The sequence below is a fragment of the Lysobacter soyae genome (assembly GCF_019551435.1).
GTDB classification, from domain to species: domain Bacteria; phylum Pseudomonadota; class Gammaproteobacteria; order Xanthomonadales; family Xanthomonadaceae; genus Solilutibacter; species Solilutibacter soyae.
The window spans coordinates 912,278-929,383 of the sequence record NZ_CP080544.1 but is presented as its reverse complement, the minus strand read 5'-3'; the positions used below and the strand labels follow the sequence as shown (position 1 = coordinate 929,383).

15 protein-coding genes, 2 tRNA genes and 1 riboswitch are annotated in these 17,106 nt (G+C 58.7%); of the genes, 4 read left to right on the top strand and 13 right to left on the bottom strand.

Annotated elements, in window-relative coordinates:
- Nucleotides 1-68 precede the first annotated feature (68 nt).
- A riboswitch (glycine riboswitch) is annotated at nucleotides 69-168 on the top strand.
- 35 nt (nucleotides 169-203) lie between these two features.
- Nucleotides 204-3,143 carry an aminomethyl-transferring glycine dehydrogenase gene (gcvP, locus tag H8L67_RS04430; protein WP_220380540.1) on the top strand — a complete coding sequence of 980 codons (2,940 nt, stop codon included), beginning with the start codon at nucleotides 204-206 and terminating at the stop codon, nucleotides 3,141-3,143.
- Between the two features lie 55 nt (nucleotides 3,144-3,198).
- Here the strand turns inward: gcvP and virB11 are convergent, their stop codons facing one another.
- From virB11 to H8L67_RS04390, 8 genes are all read right to left on the bottom strand, one after another.
- Nucleotides 3,199-4,203 (bottom strand): P-type DNA transfer ATPase VirB11, encoded by a 1,005-nt coding sequence (virB11, locus tag H8L67_RS04425; RefSeq protein WP_220380539.1) that lies wholly within the window; start codon nucleotides 4,201-4,203, stop codon nucleotides 3,199-3,201.
- A gap of 18 nt (nucleotides 4,204-4,221) precedes the next feature.
- A complete protein-coding gene (locus tag H8L67_RS04420; protein WP_220380538.1) occupies nucleotides 4,222-5,478 on the bottom strand; it encodes a TraB/TrbI/VirB10 family type IV secretion system protein in 1,257 nt (418 codons plus the stop codon).
- Nucleotides 5,475-6,257 (bottom strand): TrbG/VirB9 family P-type conjugative transfer protein, encoded by a 783-nt coding sequence (locus H8L67_RS04415; RefSeq protein ID WP_220380537.1) that lies wholly within the window; start codon nucleotides 6,255-6,257, stop codon nucleotides 5,475-5,477. The genes H8L67_RS04420 and H8L67_RS04415 overlap by 4 nt, the downstream gene beginning before the upstream one ends.
- Nucleotides 6,254-7,036, bottom strand: a complete 783-nt coding sequence (locus tag H8L67_RS04410) for a VirB8 family type IV secretion system protein (RefSeq protein ID WP_220380536.1) — start codon at nucleotides 7,034-7,036, stop codon at nucleotides 6,254-6,256. The genes H8L67_RS04415 and H8L67_RS04410 overlap by 4 nt, the downstream gene beginning before the upstream one ends.
- Nucleotides 7,033-7,326, bottom strand: coding sequence for a toxin co-regulated pilus biosynthesis Q family protein (locus H8L67_RS04405; RefSeq protein ID WP_220380535.1), 294 nt, complete (start codon nucleotides 7,324-7,326; stop codon nucleotides 7,033-7,035). The genes H8L67_RS04410 and H8L67_RS04405 overlap by 4 nt, the downstream gene beginning before the upstream one ends.
- Nucleotides 7,327-7,613: 287 nt before the next feature.
- Nucleotides 7,614-8,309: a DNA polymerase III subunit epsilon gene (gene dnaQ / locus H8L67_RS04400; protein WP_220380534.1), complete on the bottom strand. Its 696-nt coding sequence runs from the start codon at nucleotides 8,307-8,309 to the stop codon at nucleotides 7,614-7,616.
- Nucleotides 8,310-8,318: 9 nt separating this feature from the next.
- Entirely contained in the window at nucleotides 8,319-8,762 is a 444-nt protein-coding gene (rnhA, locus tag H8L67_RS04395; RefSeq protein WP_220380533.1) for a ribonuclease HI, read from the bottom strand.
- The gene (locus H8L67_RS04390; RefSeq protein ID WP_220380532.1) at nucleotides 8,759-9,421 is read right to left on the bottom strand and encodes a class I SAM-dependent methyltransferase; all 663 of its coding nucleotides are present in this window, start codon (nucleotides 9,419-9,421) and stop codon (nucleotides 8,759-8,761) included. Before H8L67_RS04390 ends, rnhA begins: the two co-directional genes overlap by 4 nt.
- A 38-nt stretch (nucleotides 9,422-9,459) precedes the next feature.
- On the opposite strand from H8L67_RS04390, the gene gloB reads away from it, so the two are divergent.
- The 3 genes from gloB (at nucleotide 9,460) to H8L67_RS04375 (ending at nucleotide 11,700) form a co-directional block, all read left to right on the top strand.
- On the top strand, nucleotides 9,460-10,212 hold the full coding sequence (gene gloB / locus H8L67_RS04385; RefSeq protein ID WP_220380531.1) for a hydroxyacylglutathione hydrolase: 753 nt from the start codon (nucleotides 9,460-9,462) through the stop codon (nucleotides 10,210-10,212).
- Nucleotides 10,191-10,832, top strand: a complete 642-nt coding sequence (locus H8L67_RS10385) for a lytic transglycosylase domain-containing protein (protein WP_343222348.1) — start codon at nucleotides 10,191-10,193, stop codon at nucleotides 10,830-10,832. Before gloB ends, H8L67_RS10385 begins: the two co-directional genes overlap by 22 nt.
- 79 nt (nucleotides 10,833-10,911) lie before the next feature.
- A complete protein-coding gene (locus tag H8L67_RS04375) occupies nucleotides 10,912-11,700 on the top strand; it encodes an enoyl-ACP reductase FabI (RefSeq protein WP_220380529.1) in 789 nt (262 codons plus the stop codon).
- Between the two features lie 69 nt (nucleotides 11,701-11,769).
- Here the strand turns inward: H8L67_RS04375 and H8L67_RS04370 are convergent, their stop codons facing one another.
- The 5 genes from H8L67_RS04370 to lon all read right to left on the bottom strand — a co-directional run bounded on the left by H8L67_RS04370 (nucleotide 11,770) and on the right by lon (nucleotide 17,000).
- Nucleotides 11,770-13,740 (bottom strand): SurA N-terminal domain-containing protein, encoded by a 1,971-nt coding sequence (locus tag H8L67_RS04370; protein ID WP_220380528.1) that lies wholly within the window; start codon nucleotides 13,738-13,740, stop codon nucleotides 11,770-11,772.
- A gap of 105 nt (nucleotides 13,741-13,845) precedes the next feature.
- A tRNA-Asp gene (locus tag H8L67_RS04365) sits at nucleotides 13,846-13,922 on the bottom strand.
- A 66-nt stretch (nucleotides 13,923-13,988) separates the two neighbouring features.
- Nucleotides 13,989-14,063, bottom strand: a tRNA-Val gene (locus H8L67_RS04360).
- Between the two features lie 17 nt (nucleotides 14,064-14,080).
- Entirely contained in the window at nucleotides 14,081-14,356 is a 276-nt protein-coding gene (locus H8L67_RS04355; protein WP_220380527.1) for an HU family DNA-binding protein, read from the bottom strand.
- A 160-nt stretch (nucleotides 14,357-14,516) separates the two neighbouring features.
- Nucleotides 14,517-17,000 carry an endopeptidase La gene (gene lon / locus H8L67_RS04350; protein ID WP_220380736.1) on the bottom strand — a complete coding sequence of 828 codons (2,484 nt, stop codon included), beginning with the start codon at nucleotides 16,998-17,000 and terminating at the stop codon, nucleotides 14,517-14,519.
- Between the last annotated feature and the right edge of the window lie 106 nt (nucleotides 17,001-17,106).

The window sequence follows — 17,106 nt, the reverse complement described above, 5'->3', positions numbered from 1 at the left end:
CCGTGTTCCGGCATCCGCTGCCGAAGGCGCAACCGCCCGGAATCGCTCAGGCCCAAGACCGCAACCGGCTACATATTTCTGGAGAGATCGGCGATCAACAATGCCGGCGCCGAAGGGGCAAGACGCGCAAGCGTTCAAACTCTCAGGCAGAAGGACAGAGGGGCACACTTCCCGGCTCTTGCCGCGCTCACGGATGCCCCACCATGCCAAATACACCGTCCCTGCTTCAACTCGAAGATCACGATGCATTTATCGCCCGCCATATCGGCCCCGGCGAAGATGAGATCGCAGCCATGCTCAAGACATTGGGCCATGACTCCTTGGATGCGTTGACCGACGCCATCGTCCCCGCGAAGATTCGCAGCACGGCACCGTTGGCATTGCCGGCGGCAATGAGCGAAGTCGAAGCCCTTGCCAAGATTCGCGCACTGGCTGACAAGAATACGGTATTCAAAAGCTTCATCGGCCAAGGCTATTACGGCACCCACATGCCGAATGTCATCTTGCGCAACATTCTCGAAAACCCGGCTTGGTATACGGCATACACGCCCTACCAAGCGGAAATTTCGCAAGGCCGGATGGAAGCGCTCATCAACTTCCAAACCATGTGTGCCGATCTGACCGGCATGGAAATCGCCAATGCCTCTTTGCTGGATGAAGGCACTGCGGCAGCAGAAGCCATGACGTTGGCCAAGCGCTCGGCAAAGTCGAAGTCCAACACCTTCCTGGTCGCCGGCGATACCCATCCGCAAACCATCGAAGTGGTGCAGACCCGCGCCGAGCCGCTTGGCATCACTGTCGAAGTCGTTCGCAGCACGGATGAATTCCATGCGGCGGTTGAAAAAGGCGACTACTTCGGTGTCCTCGTCCAATACCCCGCCTCCAGCGGTTGGATTGCCGATTGGGACAAAGACGCGGAGATGATCCACTCGCACGGCGCATTGTTTGTTGTCGCCACTGACCTGCTGGCGCTGACCTTGCTGAAATCGCCGGGTGAAATGGGTGCCGACATCGTGATCGGCAACTCGCAGCGTTTCGGCGTGCCGTTCGGATTCGGCGGCCCGCACGCTGCCTACATGGCTTGCCGTGACGCTTACAAGCGCAACCTCGCCGGCCGTTTGATCGGCGTTTCTGTGGATGCCGAAGGCAACAAAGCCTATCGCTTGACGCTGCAAACGCGCGAACAACACATTCGCCGCGAGAAGGCGACCTCGAACATTTGTACCGCGCAGGTGTTGCTTGCGGTGCTCGCATCGATGTATGCCGTGTATCACGGCCCGGAAGGGCTGACCCGCATCGCATCGCGCGTTGCACGTCTGACGGCGATTTTGGCTGCCGGATTGAAGTCCATGGGCGTTGGCTTGGTTCACGCCTCGGCCTTCGACACCTTGTGCATCGAGAGCGCGGATGCCGACGCCGTTCTCGCGCGTGCAAAAGACGCGCGCATCAACTTGCGTGTCCGCAAAAACGGTTCCCTTTGCGTCTCTCTGGACGAGACCACCACGCGCGAAGACGTCGACACCTTGTGGCGTGTATTCGCAGGTGAAGGCAAGACCTTGCCGTCGGTTGACGCACTCGATGCGGACGCACCGTCGCTCATTCCGGAAGCACTGCGCCGCACCTCGAAGTTCCTGACCCACCCGGTCTTCAACACGCACCACAGCGAGCACGAGTTGCTGCGTTACATGCGTTCGTTGGCTGACAAGGATTTGGCCATGGATCGCACCATGATCCCGCTGGGATCCTGCACCATGAAGTTGAACGCCACCGCCGAAATGATTCCGGTGACGTGGCCGGAGTTCGCCAACATCCACCCGTTGGCACCCGCCGAACAAACGCGCGGTTATGAAGAACTGATCGCGGGACTCGAAGCCATGTTGGCGGAATGTACCGGCTACGACGCCGTCAGCTTGCAGCCGAATTCGGGTGCGCAAGGCGAATATGCGGGTCTGTTGGCCATTCGTGCCTACCACGCGTCGCGCGGTGAAACGCAACGTGACATCTGCTTGATTCCCGAATCCGCACACGGCACCAACCCGGCTTCCGCGCAGCTGTGCGGCATGAGCGTGGTCGTCGTCGCCTGTGACAAGAACGGCAACGTCGATGTCGAAGACTTGCGCGCGAAGGCGGAGAAGCACAAGGACCGCTTGGCGGCCATCATGATCACTTACCCTTCGACGCACGGCGTGTTTGAAGAAGGCATCGTCGAGATTTGCGATATCGTCCACGCGAACGGCGGTCAGGTCTACACCGACGGCGCAAACATGAACGCCTTGGTCGGCGTGGCCAAGCCCGGCAAGTGGGGCTCGGATGTGTCGCACTTGAATCTGCACAAAACTTTCTGCATTCCGCATGGCGGCGGCGGCCCGGGTGTCGGCCCGTGCGCGGTGCGTTCGCACTTGGCGCCCTTCCTGCCCAAGGCGGCCACCGATGCCTCGTTCAAGACCGAAGGCGTGGGCACGGGTGCGTTGGTCAGTGCTGCCAGCTATGGTTCGGCCAGCATCCTGCCGATCAGCTGGATGTATATCACCCTGATGGGTTCGGCTGGCTTGCGCAAGGCGACCCAGGTCGCACTGCTGAATGCCAACTACGTGGCAAAGCGTTTGGCACCGCACTACAAGACGCTGTACACGGGACGCAACGGTTTGGTCGCACACGAATGCATTCTCGACCTGCGTCCGATCAAAGACGAGACCGGCATCAGCGCGGAAGATGTGGCGAAGCGTCTGATCGACTTCGGCTTCCACGCCCCGACGCTGAGTTTCCCGGTGGCAGGCACGTTGATGGTTGAACCGACGGAATCCGAATCGCAATACGAATTGGATCGTTTCATCGACGCCATGATTCAAATCCGCGATGAAATCCGCATGGTTGAAAAAGGCGAACTCGACCGCGAAGACAATCCGCTCAAGCACGCCCCGCACACCGCCATGCAAGTGGCTACCGGTGAGTGGAAGCATGTGTACAGCCGCGAATTGGCCGTCTTCCCGTTGCAAAGCCTCAAGCAGCAAAAGTATTGGCCGCCGGTGGCACGTGTCGACAACGTCTACGGCGATAAGAACGTGTTCTGCTCCTGCATTCCTGTGGACGCCTTCAAGGAAGAGGAAGAGCCGGAAGCATTTAGCGAGCCGATGGCCGTTTGATACGCGTCATGATGAGTTGGGAAAAGGGCCGCCAAAGAGCGGCCCTTTTTTATGTTCAATGGGCATGTCCGTATTCGATCCCGCTGATGAAGCGCCGACCGGCATGCACTTGCACGTGAACCACGATATCAATGGTGCTCTTCAAGAGTCGTACGATGCTGTCAAAATCCAGACCCGCACCTTCCGGCGACGCTTTGATCATCAAGGCGAGCTGGTCCCATGTTTGCCGGGGGCTGCCTGCGTGACAACTGGTGATTGAGCCCGGATGTCCCGATGCACAATTGCGAATGAAATAGAAGGCTTCGTCGCCGCGCAATTCCGCCAGGATGATGCGATCGGGGCGCATCCGCAAGCAGGCTTCCATGCAACTCTTGGCTGTGACATTGCTGTTGGATTGCGCATTTTTCGGAAAGAGCAAATGCACGTGATTGGGTTGCGGCAATTCGATTTCACGCGCGTCTTCGATGCTGATGAGCCGCTCGTTCCGCGGAATATTGGCCACCAACGCTTTCATGAAGGTTGTCTTGCCACTGCCTGTCGCGCCTGCCACGACGATGTTCTTTCGCAGTGTCACGGCGAGCTCGAAAAATTCTGCGTGTCGGCCTTGCGACAGCAATGTCTCCAGCGGATCGACGGCGTCCGTCGCTGATGCGTCCGGACGCCGTGTCCGATCAAAGAATCCATCGTAGGCGTAATCGGTCAGTGTTTTTTGCACCCGCGAAGGAATGCGCAGCGTGATCGACACCTTGCCGGGTTCGCATGCCGGCGGCATCACCAGTTGTGCGCGCGCCCCATTAGCCATTGCCAATGAAACCATCGGTTCTTGATCGGTGATGCGCTGGCCCGTATTGCTTTCATTGACCACGGAAATACAAAAGTGTCGAGCGCGCTCGTAGGTCAGATCAGGCACGTCGATCTGCCGCCATTCGGCGCCGTTCTCAACAAACACACGCCCCGGCTCGTTGATGCAAATCTCGGTCACCCCGGCAGTCTCAAGCAAATCATGGATGCCGAGCACCTTGAACTGATGCCTCAGGAATTCGCTGATGTCCGATCTCACCGCCCCAGCGTCCGCCTGCTAACCGTTTGACCCAGTGTTTCCCAAGACCTCATTGAAATCGATGTCTTCGGTCACATAGACATTCAGTAGTGTGCCTTGCTTGATCACCACTGTTCGAGGACGACCCGCGCCTTGCGACAAGGCCTGCTCGGCAAGCGCCTGCGCCGTTTGCGCCGTATTGCTATTGAAGGGCTCGCTCACCACGGTACCGCCGGCATAGATTTCAGTCTCTCGCGGACCGTTCTTGGCGGCCGCATATTTGAATCCATCCGAGAGAATGCTGATCAGCATCGCCGATGCAATCCGTTCACCCCAATGCGAACTTCCCTTGCCTGGATGACCGGCGCCGCCCAAGGTATCCGTGCCGCTTCCGCCAAGCACTACATCCAAGCCGTCGGGCGTCAATGCCCGATCCCAACGCACTTCGAGTCGATCCCCTACGCTCGCACCGGAAGCATATTGCCCTAACAGTCGTGTTCCTTTCGGTAGCAAGACGTTGCGGCCATCCACGGCGTAGGCGGGCTCCACCAAAACACAAGACGCATAGCCTTGGAGATCACTGACAAGTCGGGAAGCCAAGGCGCAGCGCAAGTAGGTGCCGCGCACCAAGAGCATCGAAGGATGCTGCAATCGGCGCACCTTTCCCTGGTTTGTTGCGACCGCTCGAGAGGTTCCGGCGGAAGCGATGTCTGGACGGCGCCCGTCCTCCGTCGCTGTGGATGCGTCCGGGTCATTGCCATTCCAAATGCGCCGTTGCAACAGGCTTGCTTGATCGCGTGCTGGCGCGCTGGCTGACAAGGATGACGTGGTGGCTGGCGACGGTTCGCTTGCGTATTGCTCGGGCGACGCCTCGCGCGTCAATTGAATCGGCTCGGGAGGCAAAGGCGGCAACCCATTCGCTTCGGAGCTCATCGCCGACGATCCGGTACCGCCACTGCCACCTTCGCCTTGCGATGCGGCGTAGGGACTGTTTACCGGCGTTGTGTCGCCGGGCATGTCGGGCGATTCGACCGCTTGTTGTTGCTCCGTCGAAGCCAACGGTGTTGCCGACGACGTACCAAATGAATTGCCGACCCAGAGCATCAGTCCCAGCAACACCAAAACACTTGGTCCGAGAATCCACAGGGCGCGTTTGTTCAGACGCCGCGCATGCGCGTCATCCAATACAGCCAAGTCTTCATCGAGCCCGACGGCCGGCGCATCGTGCGGCGTCGCGTTGTCGGGTTGGTCGGCATACCACCGCGTAACGGGGGTCGATTCGGGATGTTCGGTCATTTCTTCGGATTCCGTCGAAGAAGTACGAGTTGCGACCCGTTCCGAAGCGCAAGAAATGGATAGACGCCATGGACGATCACGTTGTCGCCTTCGACGTGCGTGTTGACAACCATGTCACCGCCATCGGCCGAGCGACGCGCGAAAACGGCCGGTTGAATTATTCCAGACTTGCCCGCCGACCGCTTCAGAATCAGAACCGTAAAGACACCATCGTCATAGACGTTTTTCGGTGCCAAGGCTTCCGCACCCTTGGAAAGGGCGACGTCGTAATCAAACACATATGATTTGGCAGGATCGAAACCGATTCGGGACGTCGGCGTGCGTGCGGACGTCGCATCGATCCGCCGGCCTGCGACCGTCACACCGTCTGCGCTTCGTTCGGGTGCAAAAACCACCCGGTATTGCACGCCGGCCTGCTTCGCCTGATCGAGCTTTCGCCAATTCGATGCGACCACCTTCAAATCCATGATGTAGGTTCTAGCGCGCGTGCGTACGATCAAGTTCGTGTCTACATCCACGTTTTTTGGGCGAACGTAAAGCACCTGACCGCGTCGGCTGATATCCCAACCGCCACTGAAACCCACGCTGTAGTCTTCGACGTCGTCATCGCCAACCAAAACAATCTGCGTCGTGATGCCGAGTGCCGTCCTGACCGGGAAAGTCTTGCCCGTTTCGAACACATACTCTTGCACCACATCGGCATGTACCGGCGCGGCGCACAGCAACAAGAACACGGCGCCAATGCCGACACGCCACAACAAACGATTTGCCGCCGTCATTGACCCTGCCCCGTCAGCTGTACAGGAGGCATGGCGACCATCTGCTGTACTGGTATTGGTGTTGCGGCATCGGTGTCGACACGATAGTGAGTAACCACAAAACGAAGCGGGTTCTCAACACTGTCTTCGTCTTTCATTTTCAAATTCGGGTCATACTTGAATTCGAGCGTGGCGAGTTTGTTATCCAGAATTTGCGTCGCACCGCTTGCCTTGTCGAACAACAATCGTTGAAAGCGGACCGTGGCGCCCTTCGGCGGTTCACCGCTACGTTGACCAATGGGCGTAATGCTGAGAATCTTGACGCGAATGGCCGATTGCGTGCCGTATTTGCGCGACGGACTGTCGAGATTATTGGCATCGCGTTCCGCCTGCATTTGCCGCACCACTTCCGGTGCGGACATCATGTGCACCGTTCGCCAGTCGCGTTCGGACGTCCAAGTCGAATCCCAGGATTCGCGTGCCAAGATGAAGTGCCAGATATTGCTTCGATTCACGGCATCACTGGCCTTCATCTCGTCGAAGCGTGTGCCTGTCGTGAGGCGCGTCATTGAAGCCGTTCCTGTATAGGCATCGGCCATGACCAGATAAGGCACCTCGGTTTTCAGCGGCAATAGCCAGGCGAGTACGCCGCACATGCACACGGTGACGAACACCGCGACGGCGGCAATGCGCCAGGCGCGTTGTTCGCTCTTTCTTGCCATGTCAGCGAGACTCACCTCGAAGTCGATGGCACGGGCGACGACCTGTTTCGAACTGGCACTGACGCCTTGGACACTCATTTTCGGCCTTTACGTTTAGAATTTCGCGGCGAAGGCGGCAGCGATGTTGTAGACACGATCGGCTTGGATGCAGCCACGAGCACGCCAGACGCGAGATTTAATTGCACGCCGTTATCGGCATAGATCCGATTCAAGGCTTCTAGGGCCGCCTCCAATGAGCTCGCACGAATGGCCGCCGCTTCTTGGGACAAGCTGAAGTCCGACGCCAACTGGAAATCCAGCGCCATATTTCCCTCGCGCGCCCAACGTGTCAGCAAACCGCGTAGGGATTGATCAATCGGTGTCGACATGTACTGCGTGGCGGGTGCACGCAGGATGGGTTGCGGGGTTGTGTCCAGCGTATTCGCCGGACGCCACCCGCCGGAAACCTTGGCCGACTGGGATGCGCAACCAGCGCACAACAAACAAGCGGCCAAAAAAGCGGCACGCCGCCCACGAAGCGGCAAGGCTCCCGGCACATGAAACGATGGCATGTCTCGCCTCCCCGCGACACATCAAGAACGAACACACACCTTATTTTGACGACACAAAATGCGTCTGTAGGTGTAGTCCGAATCCGCTGTGGGAATCGGCGGCGTCAATCCGACCAGAGATCCACGCCGCTCTTCTTGGCGATGGCCGCGGTGCGCTCCCGATGCGCCGCTTCATCCGTAGGGCTCACTAGCATGCGCGGTCGCGGCGGCAATCCGATCGCGGATCGCGCACTGACCTTGGCACGGCCGGGCTCCGCGTGCACGGCAAAACCCATCTCATGTTGGCCGGATGTCATGGCCAAATAGACTTCTGCGAGCAACTGCGCATCGAGCAAAGCGCCGTGCAAATCGCGTCCCGAATTATCCACCCCCAATCGCCGACAAAGGCTGTCGAGGCTGACGCGCTGTCCGGGATACATCGATCGGGCAAGCTTCACGGTATCGAGCACGGTCACACGCGAGGCAAGGCCTTCGCGGCCGTCCCTGAGCAGTCGCAATTCGTTTTCCAAAAACCCCATGTCGAATTCGGCGTTATGAATCACGAGCTCGGCGCCTTCGACAAACTCGAGGAAAGCATCGGCGACTTCGGCGAAGAGCGGCTTGTCTTGCAGGAATGCATCCGACAAACCGGTGATTTCGACCGCCTCTAGGCTCATCGCGCGCTGCGGATTCAAATACACCTGGAAGCTGCGGCCGGTCGGGCGCCGCATCATCAATTCAACGCAACCGATTTCCACGACGCGATCGCCATTTTGCGGCGAAAGTCCTGTGGTTTCGGTATCCAATACAACTTGTCTCATCGCTTTCCTTCAATTTTTGTAGCGCTGCGCAGCGTCACGGGCGAGCTGATCCACACGTTCGTTCTCCACGTGTCCGGCGTGTCCTTTGACCCACACCCACGCGATGTGATGGCGTTGCGAGGCGGTCGCCAGACGTTCCCACAGGTCGCGGTTCTTCACCGCCCCACCGCCGGCGGTCTTCCAACCGCGTTTGATCCATCCGGGCAACCATTCGCTGAAACCTTGCAGCACATATTTGGAATCGGTGTGAAGCGTGACATCGCAGGGTTCGGTCAGGGCTTCCAGCGCCATGATGGCCGCCATGAGCTCCATGCGATTGTTGGTCGAGTCCGGCTCACCGCCTGAGATTTCGCGCTCGTGTTTCCCATACTTGAGCAAAGCGCCCCACCCGCCCGGCCCCGGATTTCCAGAACACGCACCATCGGTATGGATTTCGATCTGTTTTCGACTCACTTGACCAACCCCGGCACGACGGTCGGTTGCGCGGCTTTTGCCCGAATGGGCGTGAGTGGCACGGTGCGCTTTTCGGCGTGAAGTAAATAGGCAGCGCGCGCACCGGCACCGCGCCCACTACTGGTATCCGGGCTATTCCCCCACACAGGTCCGAAGCCCAGCGTCGAGGTGTCGCAGTGAAACCCTTCGCGACGCAAGCCCAAGCGCAATGACGAAGGCTCACTCGCGGCAATTCCGCATCGCCACCACCATCGACGCGCCGGCGACAAAGGATTGAGGGCGAAAACGAACAATTGACCGCCGGGCACGAGCACCCGATGACAATCTTGAAACAAGGCCTCACGATCACCACGGACGTCGGTGAGATGGTGCAACACGATGGTTCCGATCGATTCGGACGGCAACGGCCAAGGATGATTGCAGAGCGCATCGCCCGTATAACCGTCTTGCCAGGCACTGAGCCACAGCCCGCTCGGCAGCGACAGATCAGCGAACGCCGTCGGCTTTCCCATGACCGAAGCGCAGAGCACCGGCATGTTCGGACGTGTATTGCACACCGCCGCAAAATGCGGCCAACCGGAGACGAGTACGTTGCCGGCCTCCTGCGTGTGGAACCATGCTGCAGCACGGGATTGACGTTGGGCGTAAATATTGGGCATCGTGGACTAGTTTACGGTTCCCGGATGCCGCCGCGCCGATGTTGACGATCCTTCCTGCATTTGACGACAACTACGTATGGCTGTTCGGCCTTCCGGGACGTCGTATCGTCGTGGATCCCGGTGATGCCCGGGTTGTGATCGATGCATTGAACGACGAAATTCCTGCGGCCATCTTGATTACCCACCACCATGGCGACCATATCGGCGGATTGCCCGAATTGTGCGCACGCTGGCCCGACGTTCCCGTGTATGCGCCGGAGGATCCGCGCATTCCGCCTGCGACGAGGCGCGTCCAGAACGGCGATGTTGTCACTGCGGGCGACATGTCGTTTGAGGTGATTGCGGTGCCCGGACATACCTTGAGTCACGTCGCCTACTTCGGTGAGGGCCACTTGTTTTGTGGCGACACTCTTTTCAGCTTGGGTTGCGGTCGATTGTTCGAAGGCACGCCACAACAAATGTTGAACTCTTTACAACGTTTGTCGCAATTGCCCGCAAGCACCAAGGTGTGCTGCGCGCACGAGTACACCGCCGGCAATGCCGCATTTGCCCTGACCGTCGACCCGGACAACGCAGATCTCAAGGCGTATGCGGTTCAGATCGCCGAACTGCGTGCCGCCGGCCACCCCACCTTGCCGTCCACGCTGGCGCTCGAAAAAGCCTGCAATCCGTTTCTTCGTTCCGATACGCCCGCGATCATCGATCGTGTGTCCTCACACTCGGGGCAAACACTGTCGAACCCGGCCGCACAATTTGCCGCACTTCGGGCATGGAAGGATGTTTACCGATGAAGCGAATCTGTATTCAGGGGTTGTGCCTCTTGGCCATGGTGGGATCTGCCTGGGCCGCCGAACCGGCGAAAAAACAGTCAGCGCCGCGCACTGAATTCCGTTCCCACTTGGCCGACAAAGCGCCTTGCACGCATTCGAGTAAAAAATGGACACGCCATTACGCCCCTTATACCCGGCAACTGCAGTCCAAGAATTCGCGTGTGCGGCTGATGTTCAACAGCGTGTTGTCGAAAACGATTGCTGCCGGCTTACCGGCGGAGTACGCGCTCATTCCTTTCATTGAAAGTCATTACAAACCTTCCGCCCGAAGCGCGCTTGGCCCCGCGGGTTTATGGCAATTCACCGCACCGACTGCTCGAAATCACGGGTTGAAAGTTTCCGGAAAACAAGATGAGCGTATGAACGCCATCCGCTCCACCGACGCGGCCATCAAGTACCTGCGCTATTTACACCGCAAGTTCAAAGGCGATGAGGCCACAGTGCTGATGGCATTCAATGCCGGCGAAGGGCGTCTGCTCGCCTCACGACGGAAAAGCGGGCGGCGATTGTCGGGAATCACCCATGCCTACCCCGACAAGGTGACTGCGGTCGCCTGTAATCTGGTGCGGCAGGGCTATTGAGGCCTTCACTACGCCGGCGAAGGGTGAAAAACGGTGACCGACAAGGCACACTAGCCACTTCCAGAAAAGAAGGTGAATCATGGGATTCCTGCAAGGTAAACGCGCCCTCATCACGGGCATCGCCAGCCAACGGTCGATTGCCAATGGCATCGCCGAAGCCATGCGCCGCGAAGGCGCAGAGTTGGCTTTCACCTATCAAAATGAAAAACTTAAGTCGCGGGTGGAAGACGCCGCGGCCGAATACGGTTCGAATATCGTCATTCCGCTGGACGTCGCCGACGATGCGCAAATTGACGCCTGCTTCGCCGAGCTGAAAACCCACTGGGACACCCTCGACATCCTGGTGCACTCGATTGGCTTTGCACCGCGGGAAGCCCTGGACGGCGGCTATCTCGACAATTTGTCGCGTGACGCATTCCGCATTGCCCACGACATCTCGGCCTACTCCTTGTCTGCTATGGCGAAGGCGGCCCGCCCGATGATGGTCAATCATGATGCGTCCATCCTCACCCTCACCTACCTCGGTGCAGAGCGCGCCTTGGTGAACTACAACGTGATGGGCGTGGCGAAAGCGGCGTTGGAGGCCAGCGTGCGCTATCTCGCCATGAACCTCGGTCCTGAAGGCATTCGCGTCAATGCCATTTCCGCCGGCCCGATCAAAACCTTGGCAGCGTCGGGCGTGGGCAATCTGCGAAAGATGCTGACCCACGTCGAAGAGCAAGCGCCGCTGCGCCGCAACGTCACCATTGAGGACGTTGGCAACGTCGCTGCATTCCTCTGCTCGGACCTTGCCAAAGGCGTCACCGGCGAAGTCACCTACGTGGACTGCGGATACAACATCATGGGCATGACCGGATTGGACGCTTGAGTCCGACGGTTTGAACAGAAAAAAGGCGACCCTCGGGTCGCCTTTTTCATTTCCGTCGTCAGTGCCGGATCACATGCGGTCTTCAGCGACTTTGATCTTGAACTGCTTCTTGAGTGCGTTTACATAGTTCATGGCAGACGACACGCCGTAGGCATCGCCCAACTGCTTCATGATTTGGGCCCGCACTTCCGCCGGCACACGCTCTGCGTCACCGGGCTTTGCTTCAGTGACGGCAAACACGAGGACATTGCCATCAGGCAGCGTTGCCTTGCCGGGGCTTTGCTTGCCTGCGGCCGGTCGCGGCACGGCAAACATGGCGCGGTTCACTTCCGGCGTCGGAATTTCACCGCGAACAATTTCACCCTTGTTCTGCAATTGCGCACCGTTGGCTGCAGCCACTGCTTCAAGCGACTGTCCGGCCTTGATCGCGGCCAGAATCTTGTCGGCCTTCGCCAAGGCCGCCTTGTTAGCGCGATCCGCACGCACATCGGCGATGATCGCATCACGCACTTCCGTCAGCGGCAACTGGCGTTCCGGCGTACGCGACAGGACGCGGAACAACACGTTGTGGTTGTCACCGATTTTGATCGGATCACTCACGGCACCGATCGATTCCGCCACGTTCTTGGAGAACAAAACGCGCTGGACCGCCGGATTGGTGATGACCGCGTCACCTTGGCCCATCGCGATGGGGCCAGCGGTTTGCACGTTCAGCCCCAAGCGCTTGGCCGTGGCTGCGAAATTCGCCGGATTCTTGTAAGCCTCGTCGGTGAGCTCACCCAGCGCCGAGCTGAGGGCGCGTTCGCCTGACTGCTTCTTCAATTCCGCCTCGAGCTCAGGCTTCACGTCTTCGTAGGTCTTTGCGGTGCCGGCTTTGACATCACGCACTTCGATCACGTGCCAGCCGTATTGCGTACGAACCGGTGCACTCACCTGCCCCGCTTGCATGGCGAAGGCAGCAGCTTCAAAGGCGGCGTCGTTGCTGCCATCCCGTGAAATCCAACCCAAATCGCCGCCGGCGGCCTTTGAACCGACGTCGTCGGAGTTGGCTTTGGCCAGCGCTGCGAAATCGGCGCCGGGCGCACGCGCCTGTTCGGCAATCTGCGCCGCCTTCGCTTCTGCCGCGGAAATTGCCGCAGCCTTCGCATCCGCCGGGAGCTGAATCAGGATGTGAGAGACCAAGCGTTGATCATTACCAACATACTTCGATTTGCGTGATTCGTACAACGCGCGGACATCGCCTTCCTTGATGGCAGGCGCGGCGAAATTCGCCAGATCCGCATCCACATATTCAAGCGTCACTTTAGGCGGCGCGGAATACTGTTTGACGTGGGTCTTGTACCACGCGGCGATCTCGGCATCGGTCACCGGCGCGGTGTCTGCGAGCTTCGGAACAATCGCGGCGATCACGCCGCGTTGCTCGGTCATGATGTTGGCCAACCGCGTTTTTTCAGATGGGGTGACAAAGTCGGAACTGGCAATGCGGCCGGCCATGGCGTTACGACGCAGGTCTTGGCGAATGGACTCTTCGAACTGCGCAGGCGTCATCGGGTTCTGCAGCTTGGACAGGACCGTCTGATAGCGCGTCATGTTGAATTTGCCGTCCACTTGGAAATCCGGGAACGACTGGACGACATCGCGCACTGCCGCGTCGGACACTTGCACGCCGTTGCGGGTGCTCGCCATTTGCATGATGCGATCGTCAATGACTTGGTCGAGCACCTTGCGCTTGTTGTCGGCGCTTTCGAACTGCTCGCTATCGAACGCATCGCCCAAACGCTGGCGCTCGGATTGGCGAAGGTCATCGAAGGCTTTGCGGAACTGTTCGGTGGTGATCTCTTCAACGTCCCAGAGGCGCGTCAGCGGCCAGACATGCGGGGCACCTGCCCACCAGGTCGGCGGGGCTTCCACTCGGGCGACGAAGGTTTCCGAACTGGTGCCGTATTGTTCGATACCGAAAAAAGCGAACGGGATGACGAGCAATCCCATGATGACCGAAGCAATCCAACCACTGGTTTTTTCGCGCAAGCTCTGAAGCATATTTCTGTTTCCCGACGTGACTGTGCAGTTTAGCGCGAATGTCACCGGCTACGTTTATCGCAAAAACAAAAAACCCCGCATCTCTGCAGGGTTTTTTGCTTCATATGGCGGAGCGGACGGGACTCGAACCCGCGACCTCCGGCGTGACAGGCCAGCATTCTAACCAACTGAACTACCGCTCCGTGAAGCGCGAAAGTTTACAACAACACTTCCGGGCTTTGCAACACAAATTTTTTATTTCTTGAAACTGGTGGGCGCTGAGGGGATCGAACCCCCGACCCTCTCCGTGTAAAGGAGACGCTCTACCGCTGAGCTAAGCGCCCGACGAGCTCGTCAACAATCAGCTGTTGACGGCGTCCTTGAGGGCTTTACCCGGCTTGAATGCAGCAGCCTTCGACGCCGGAATGGTGATCGGTTCCTTGGTCTTCGGATTGCGGCCGGTGCGTTCGGCGCGGTTACGCACTTCAAACGTACCGAAGCCAACGAGCGCAATGGAATCGCCGTTCTTCAGCGTCTTGGTCACGGTGGACACGACGGCGTCAACTGCGCGGCCTGCGTCAACCTTGGACATGCCGGCGGCTTCGGCCACTGCATCGATGAATTCACCCTTGTTCATTTGGTTCTCCAGAGTTGATGGTCATCCCGACCATCGTGAAATAAATGTTCCGATCGACCCCGGGGGACGGGTGGCGAGAACTTCGCCAAATCGAGCGAATCGTTATACCAGCGTTTCACACACCACCGCAAGCGCGTGAAACGCTTGCAATGACTGGGTTTTAATGCTTGACACCTCGAACACGCGTTGCCTCACGGCGCTTGGACGCTGGCTTGGACACCGCCGTCGAAACCGTCTTTTTCCCGCTTGTCGAAGCTTTTTTGCCCACAACAATCGGACTTTCCAGTGCGATATCCAACACTTCATCGATCCATTTGACGGGAACAATGTGCATTTGCTCGGTGACCGCCTTGGGAATGTCGGCGAGATCCTTGGCGTTTTCATCGGGGATGATGACGGTCCGGATGCCGCCGCGCAGCGCGGCCAACAGTTTCTCTTTCAGTCCGCCGATCGCCGTCACGCGGCCCCGCAGCGTGATTTCACCGGTCATGGCGACATCCGCGCGCACGGGAATCTTGGTCAACGTCGAGACCAAAGACGTGGTCATGGCGATGCCTGCGCTCGGGCCGTCTTTAGGGGTCGCACCGTCGGGCACGTGCACGTGCAGGTCGAATTTGCCAAGGAAGTCGGGATCGATGCCCAACCGTTCCGCACGCGCGCGCACCACCGACAAGGCGGCGGACGCCGATTCTTTCATCACATTGCCGAGCTGACCGGTCAAAGTCACGCCACCCTTGCCCGGCACCAGGGTCGATTCGATTTGCAGCAAGTCACCGCCGACTTCGGTCCAGGCCAATCCCGTGACCAGGCCGATTTCGTTGTCGATTTCCGCGCGACCGAAGTCGAAGCGACGGACATCGAGGTATTTGTCGAGGTTGCTCTCGTCCACTCGCACTGTGGCGGCCTTCTTGGCCTTCGCCGGTGCTTTGGCCTTGCTGCCTGCCGTCTTTTTGGCCTTGGCCGGTGCGGGCGTTTGCGGGCCCGCCAGAGCGATCTGTTTTACCACCCGACGGCAAATCCGCGCAATCTCACGTTCCAAATTGCGCACACCGCTTTCGCGCGTGTAATAACGCACGATGTCGCGCACGGCACTTTCGTCAATTTCGAGTTCGCCGTCGCGCAACCCGTTGGCTTTCATCTGTTTGGGAATCAGATAACGCAGGGCGATATTGAGTTTTTCTTCCTCGGTATAGCCCGGAATACGGATCACTTCCATCCGGTCGAGCAGCGGCCCCGGGATATTCATCGAGTTGGACGTGGCGATGAACATCACCTCGGACAGGTCCAAATCGACTTCCAAGTAGTGATCGTTGAACGAATGGTTTTGTTCCGGATCGAGCACTTCCAACAATGCGGAGGAAGGATCCCCACGGAAATCCATGGCCATCTTGTCAATTTCGTCGAGAACGAACAAAGGATTGCGCGTGCCCGCCTTGTTGAGATTTTGGACAATGCGGCCCGGCATCGAACCGACGTAAGTGCGGCGATGCCCGCGAATTTCCGCTTCATCACGCACACCACCCAAGGCCATCCGCACGAAATTGCGATTCGTGGCTTTCGCGATGGACTGTCCTAGCGAGGTCTTGCCGACGCCCGGCGGCCCGACCAGACACAGGATCGGTGCTTTCATCTTGGAGACGCGCGATTGCACCGCAAGATATTCCAAGATGCGCTCTTTGACACGCTCCAGGCCGAAGTGGTCTTGGTCCAAAGTTTCTTGCGCCAACTTCAAATCGCGACGGACTTTGCTGCGCTTCTTCCACGGCACACCCAGCAGCCAATCGAGGTAGTTGCGGATGACCCCGGCTTCGGCAGACATCGGCGACATCTGCTTGAGCTTGGCCAATTCTCCCTTGGCCTTGGTTTCGACCGCTTTGGGCATGCCGGCATCGGCGATCTTGAGCGCGAGCGCGTCCATTTCATTCGGCGCTTCGTCGAGGTCACCCAATTCTTTCTGGATGGCCTTCATTTGTTCGTTGAGATAGTACTCGCGCTGACTCTTTTCCATCTGCGATTTGACGCGACCGCGAATGCGCTTTTCGAGCTGCTGCACGTCCAGCTCGCCGTCGACGAGAGCGATCAACTGTTCAAGACGCTTGCCGGGGTCGGTGGTTTCGAGCAATTTCTGCTTGTCGGGCAAGCGCACGGACAAGTGCGCGGACACGGTGTCCGACACGCGCGCGGGATCTTCGATGCCGCTGAGCGATTGCAGCAGCTCCGGTGGCAACTTGCGATTGGTCTTGACGTATTGCTCGAACAAGCCGAGCAAGGAACGACTCAGAGCTTCGATTTCGGAGGTTTCGCCTTCGGCGATTTCTTCCAAAGTTTCAGCGTGGGCGAAGAGCGCATTGTCGTGCTGCGTCATGTCGATCACGCGCGCGCGTGAAACGCCCTCGACCAGCACCTTGATGGTGCCGTCCGGCAATTTCAGCATCTGCAACACCTGCGACATCGCGCCGACGGTGTAGAGATCGTTCCGCTCGGGGTCGTCGATATCCGGGGAGACCTGCGCCAGCAGCAAGATGCGTTTGTCACCCGCCATCGCCGCTTCCAGCGCGCGGATCGACTTGTCGCGTCCCACAAACAAGGGGATCACCATGCTTGGAAACACCACCACGTCGCGTAGCGGCAACACCGGCACCATGCCTTCCGGGGCAACGATGCCCGGGGCGTTGTTTTCGGTGATCTCTTTGGATTCTTCCACGTTCTAATTCCTGATTGTTTCCGGTCGCACCACGTGCGACCGCCAT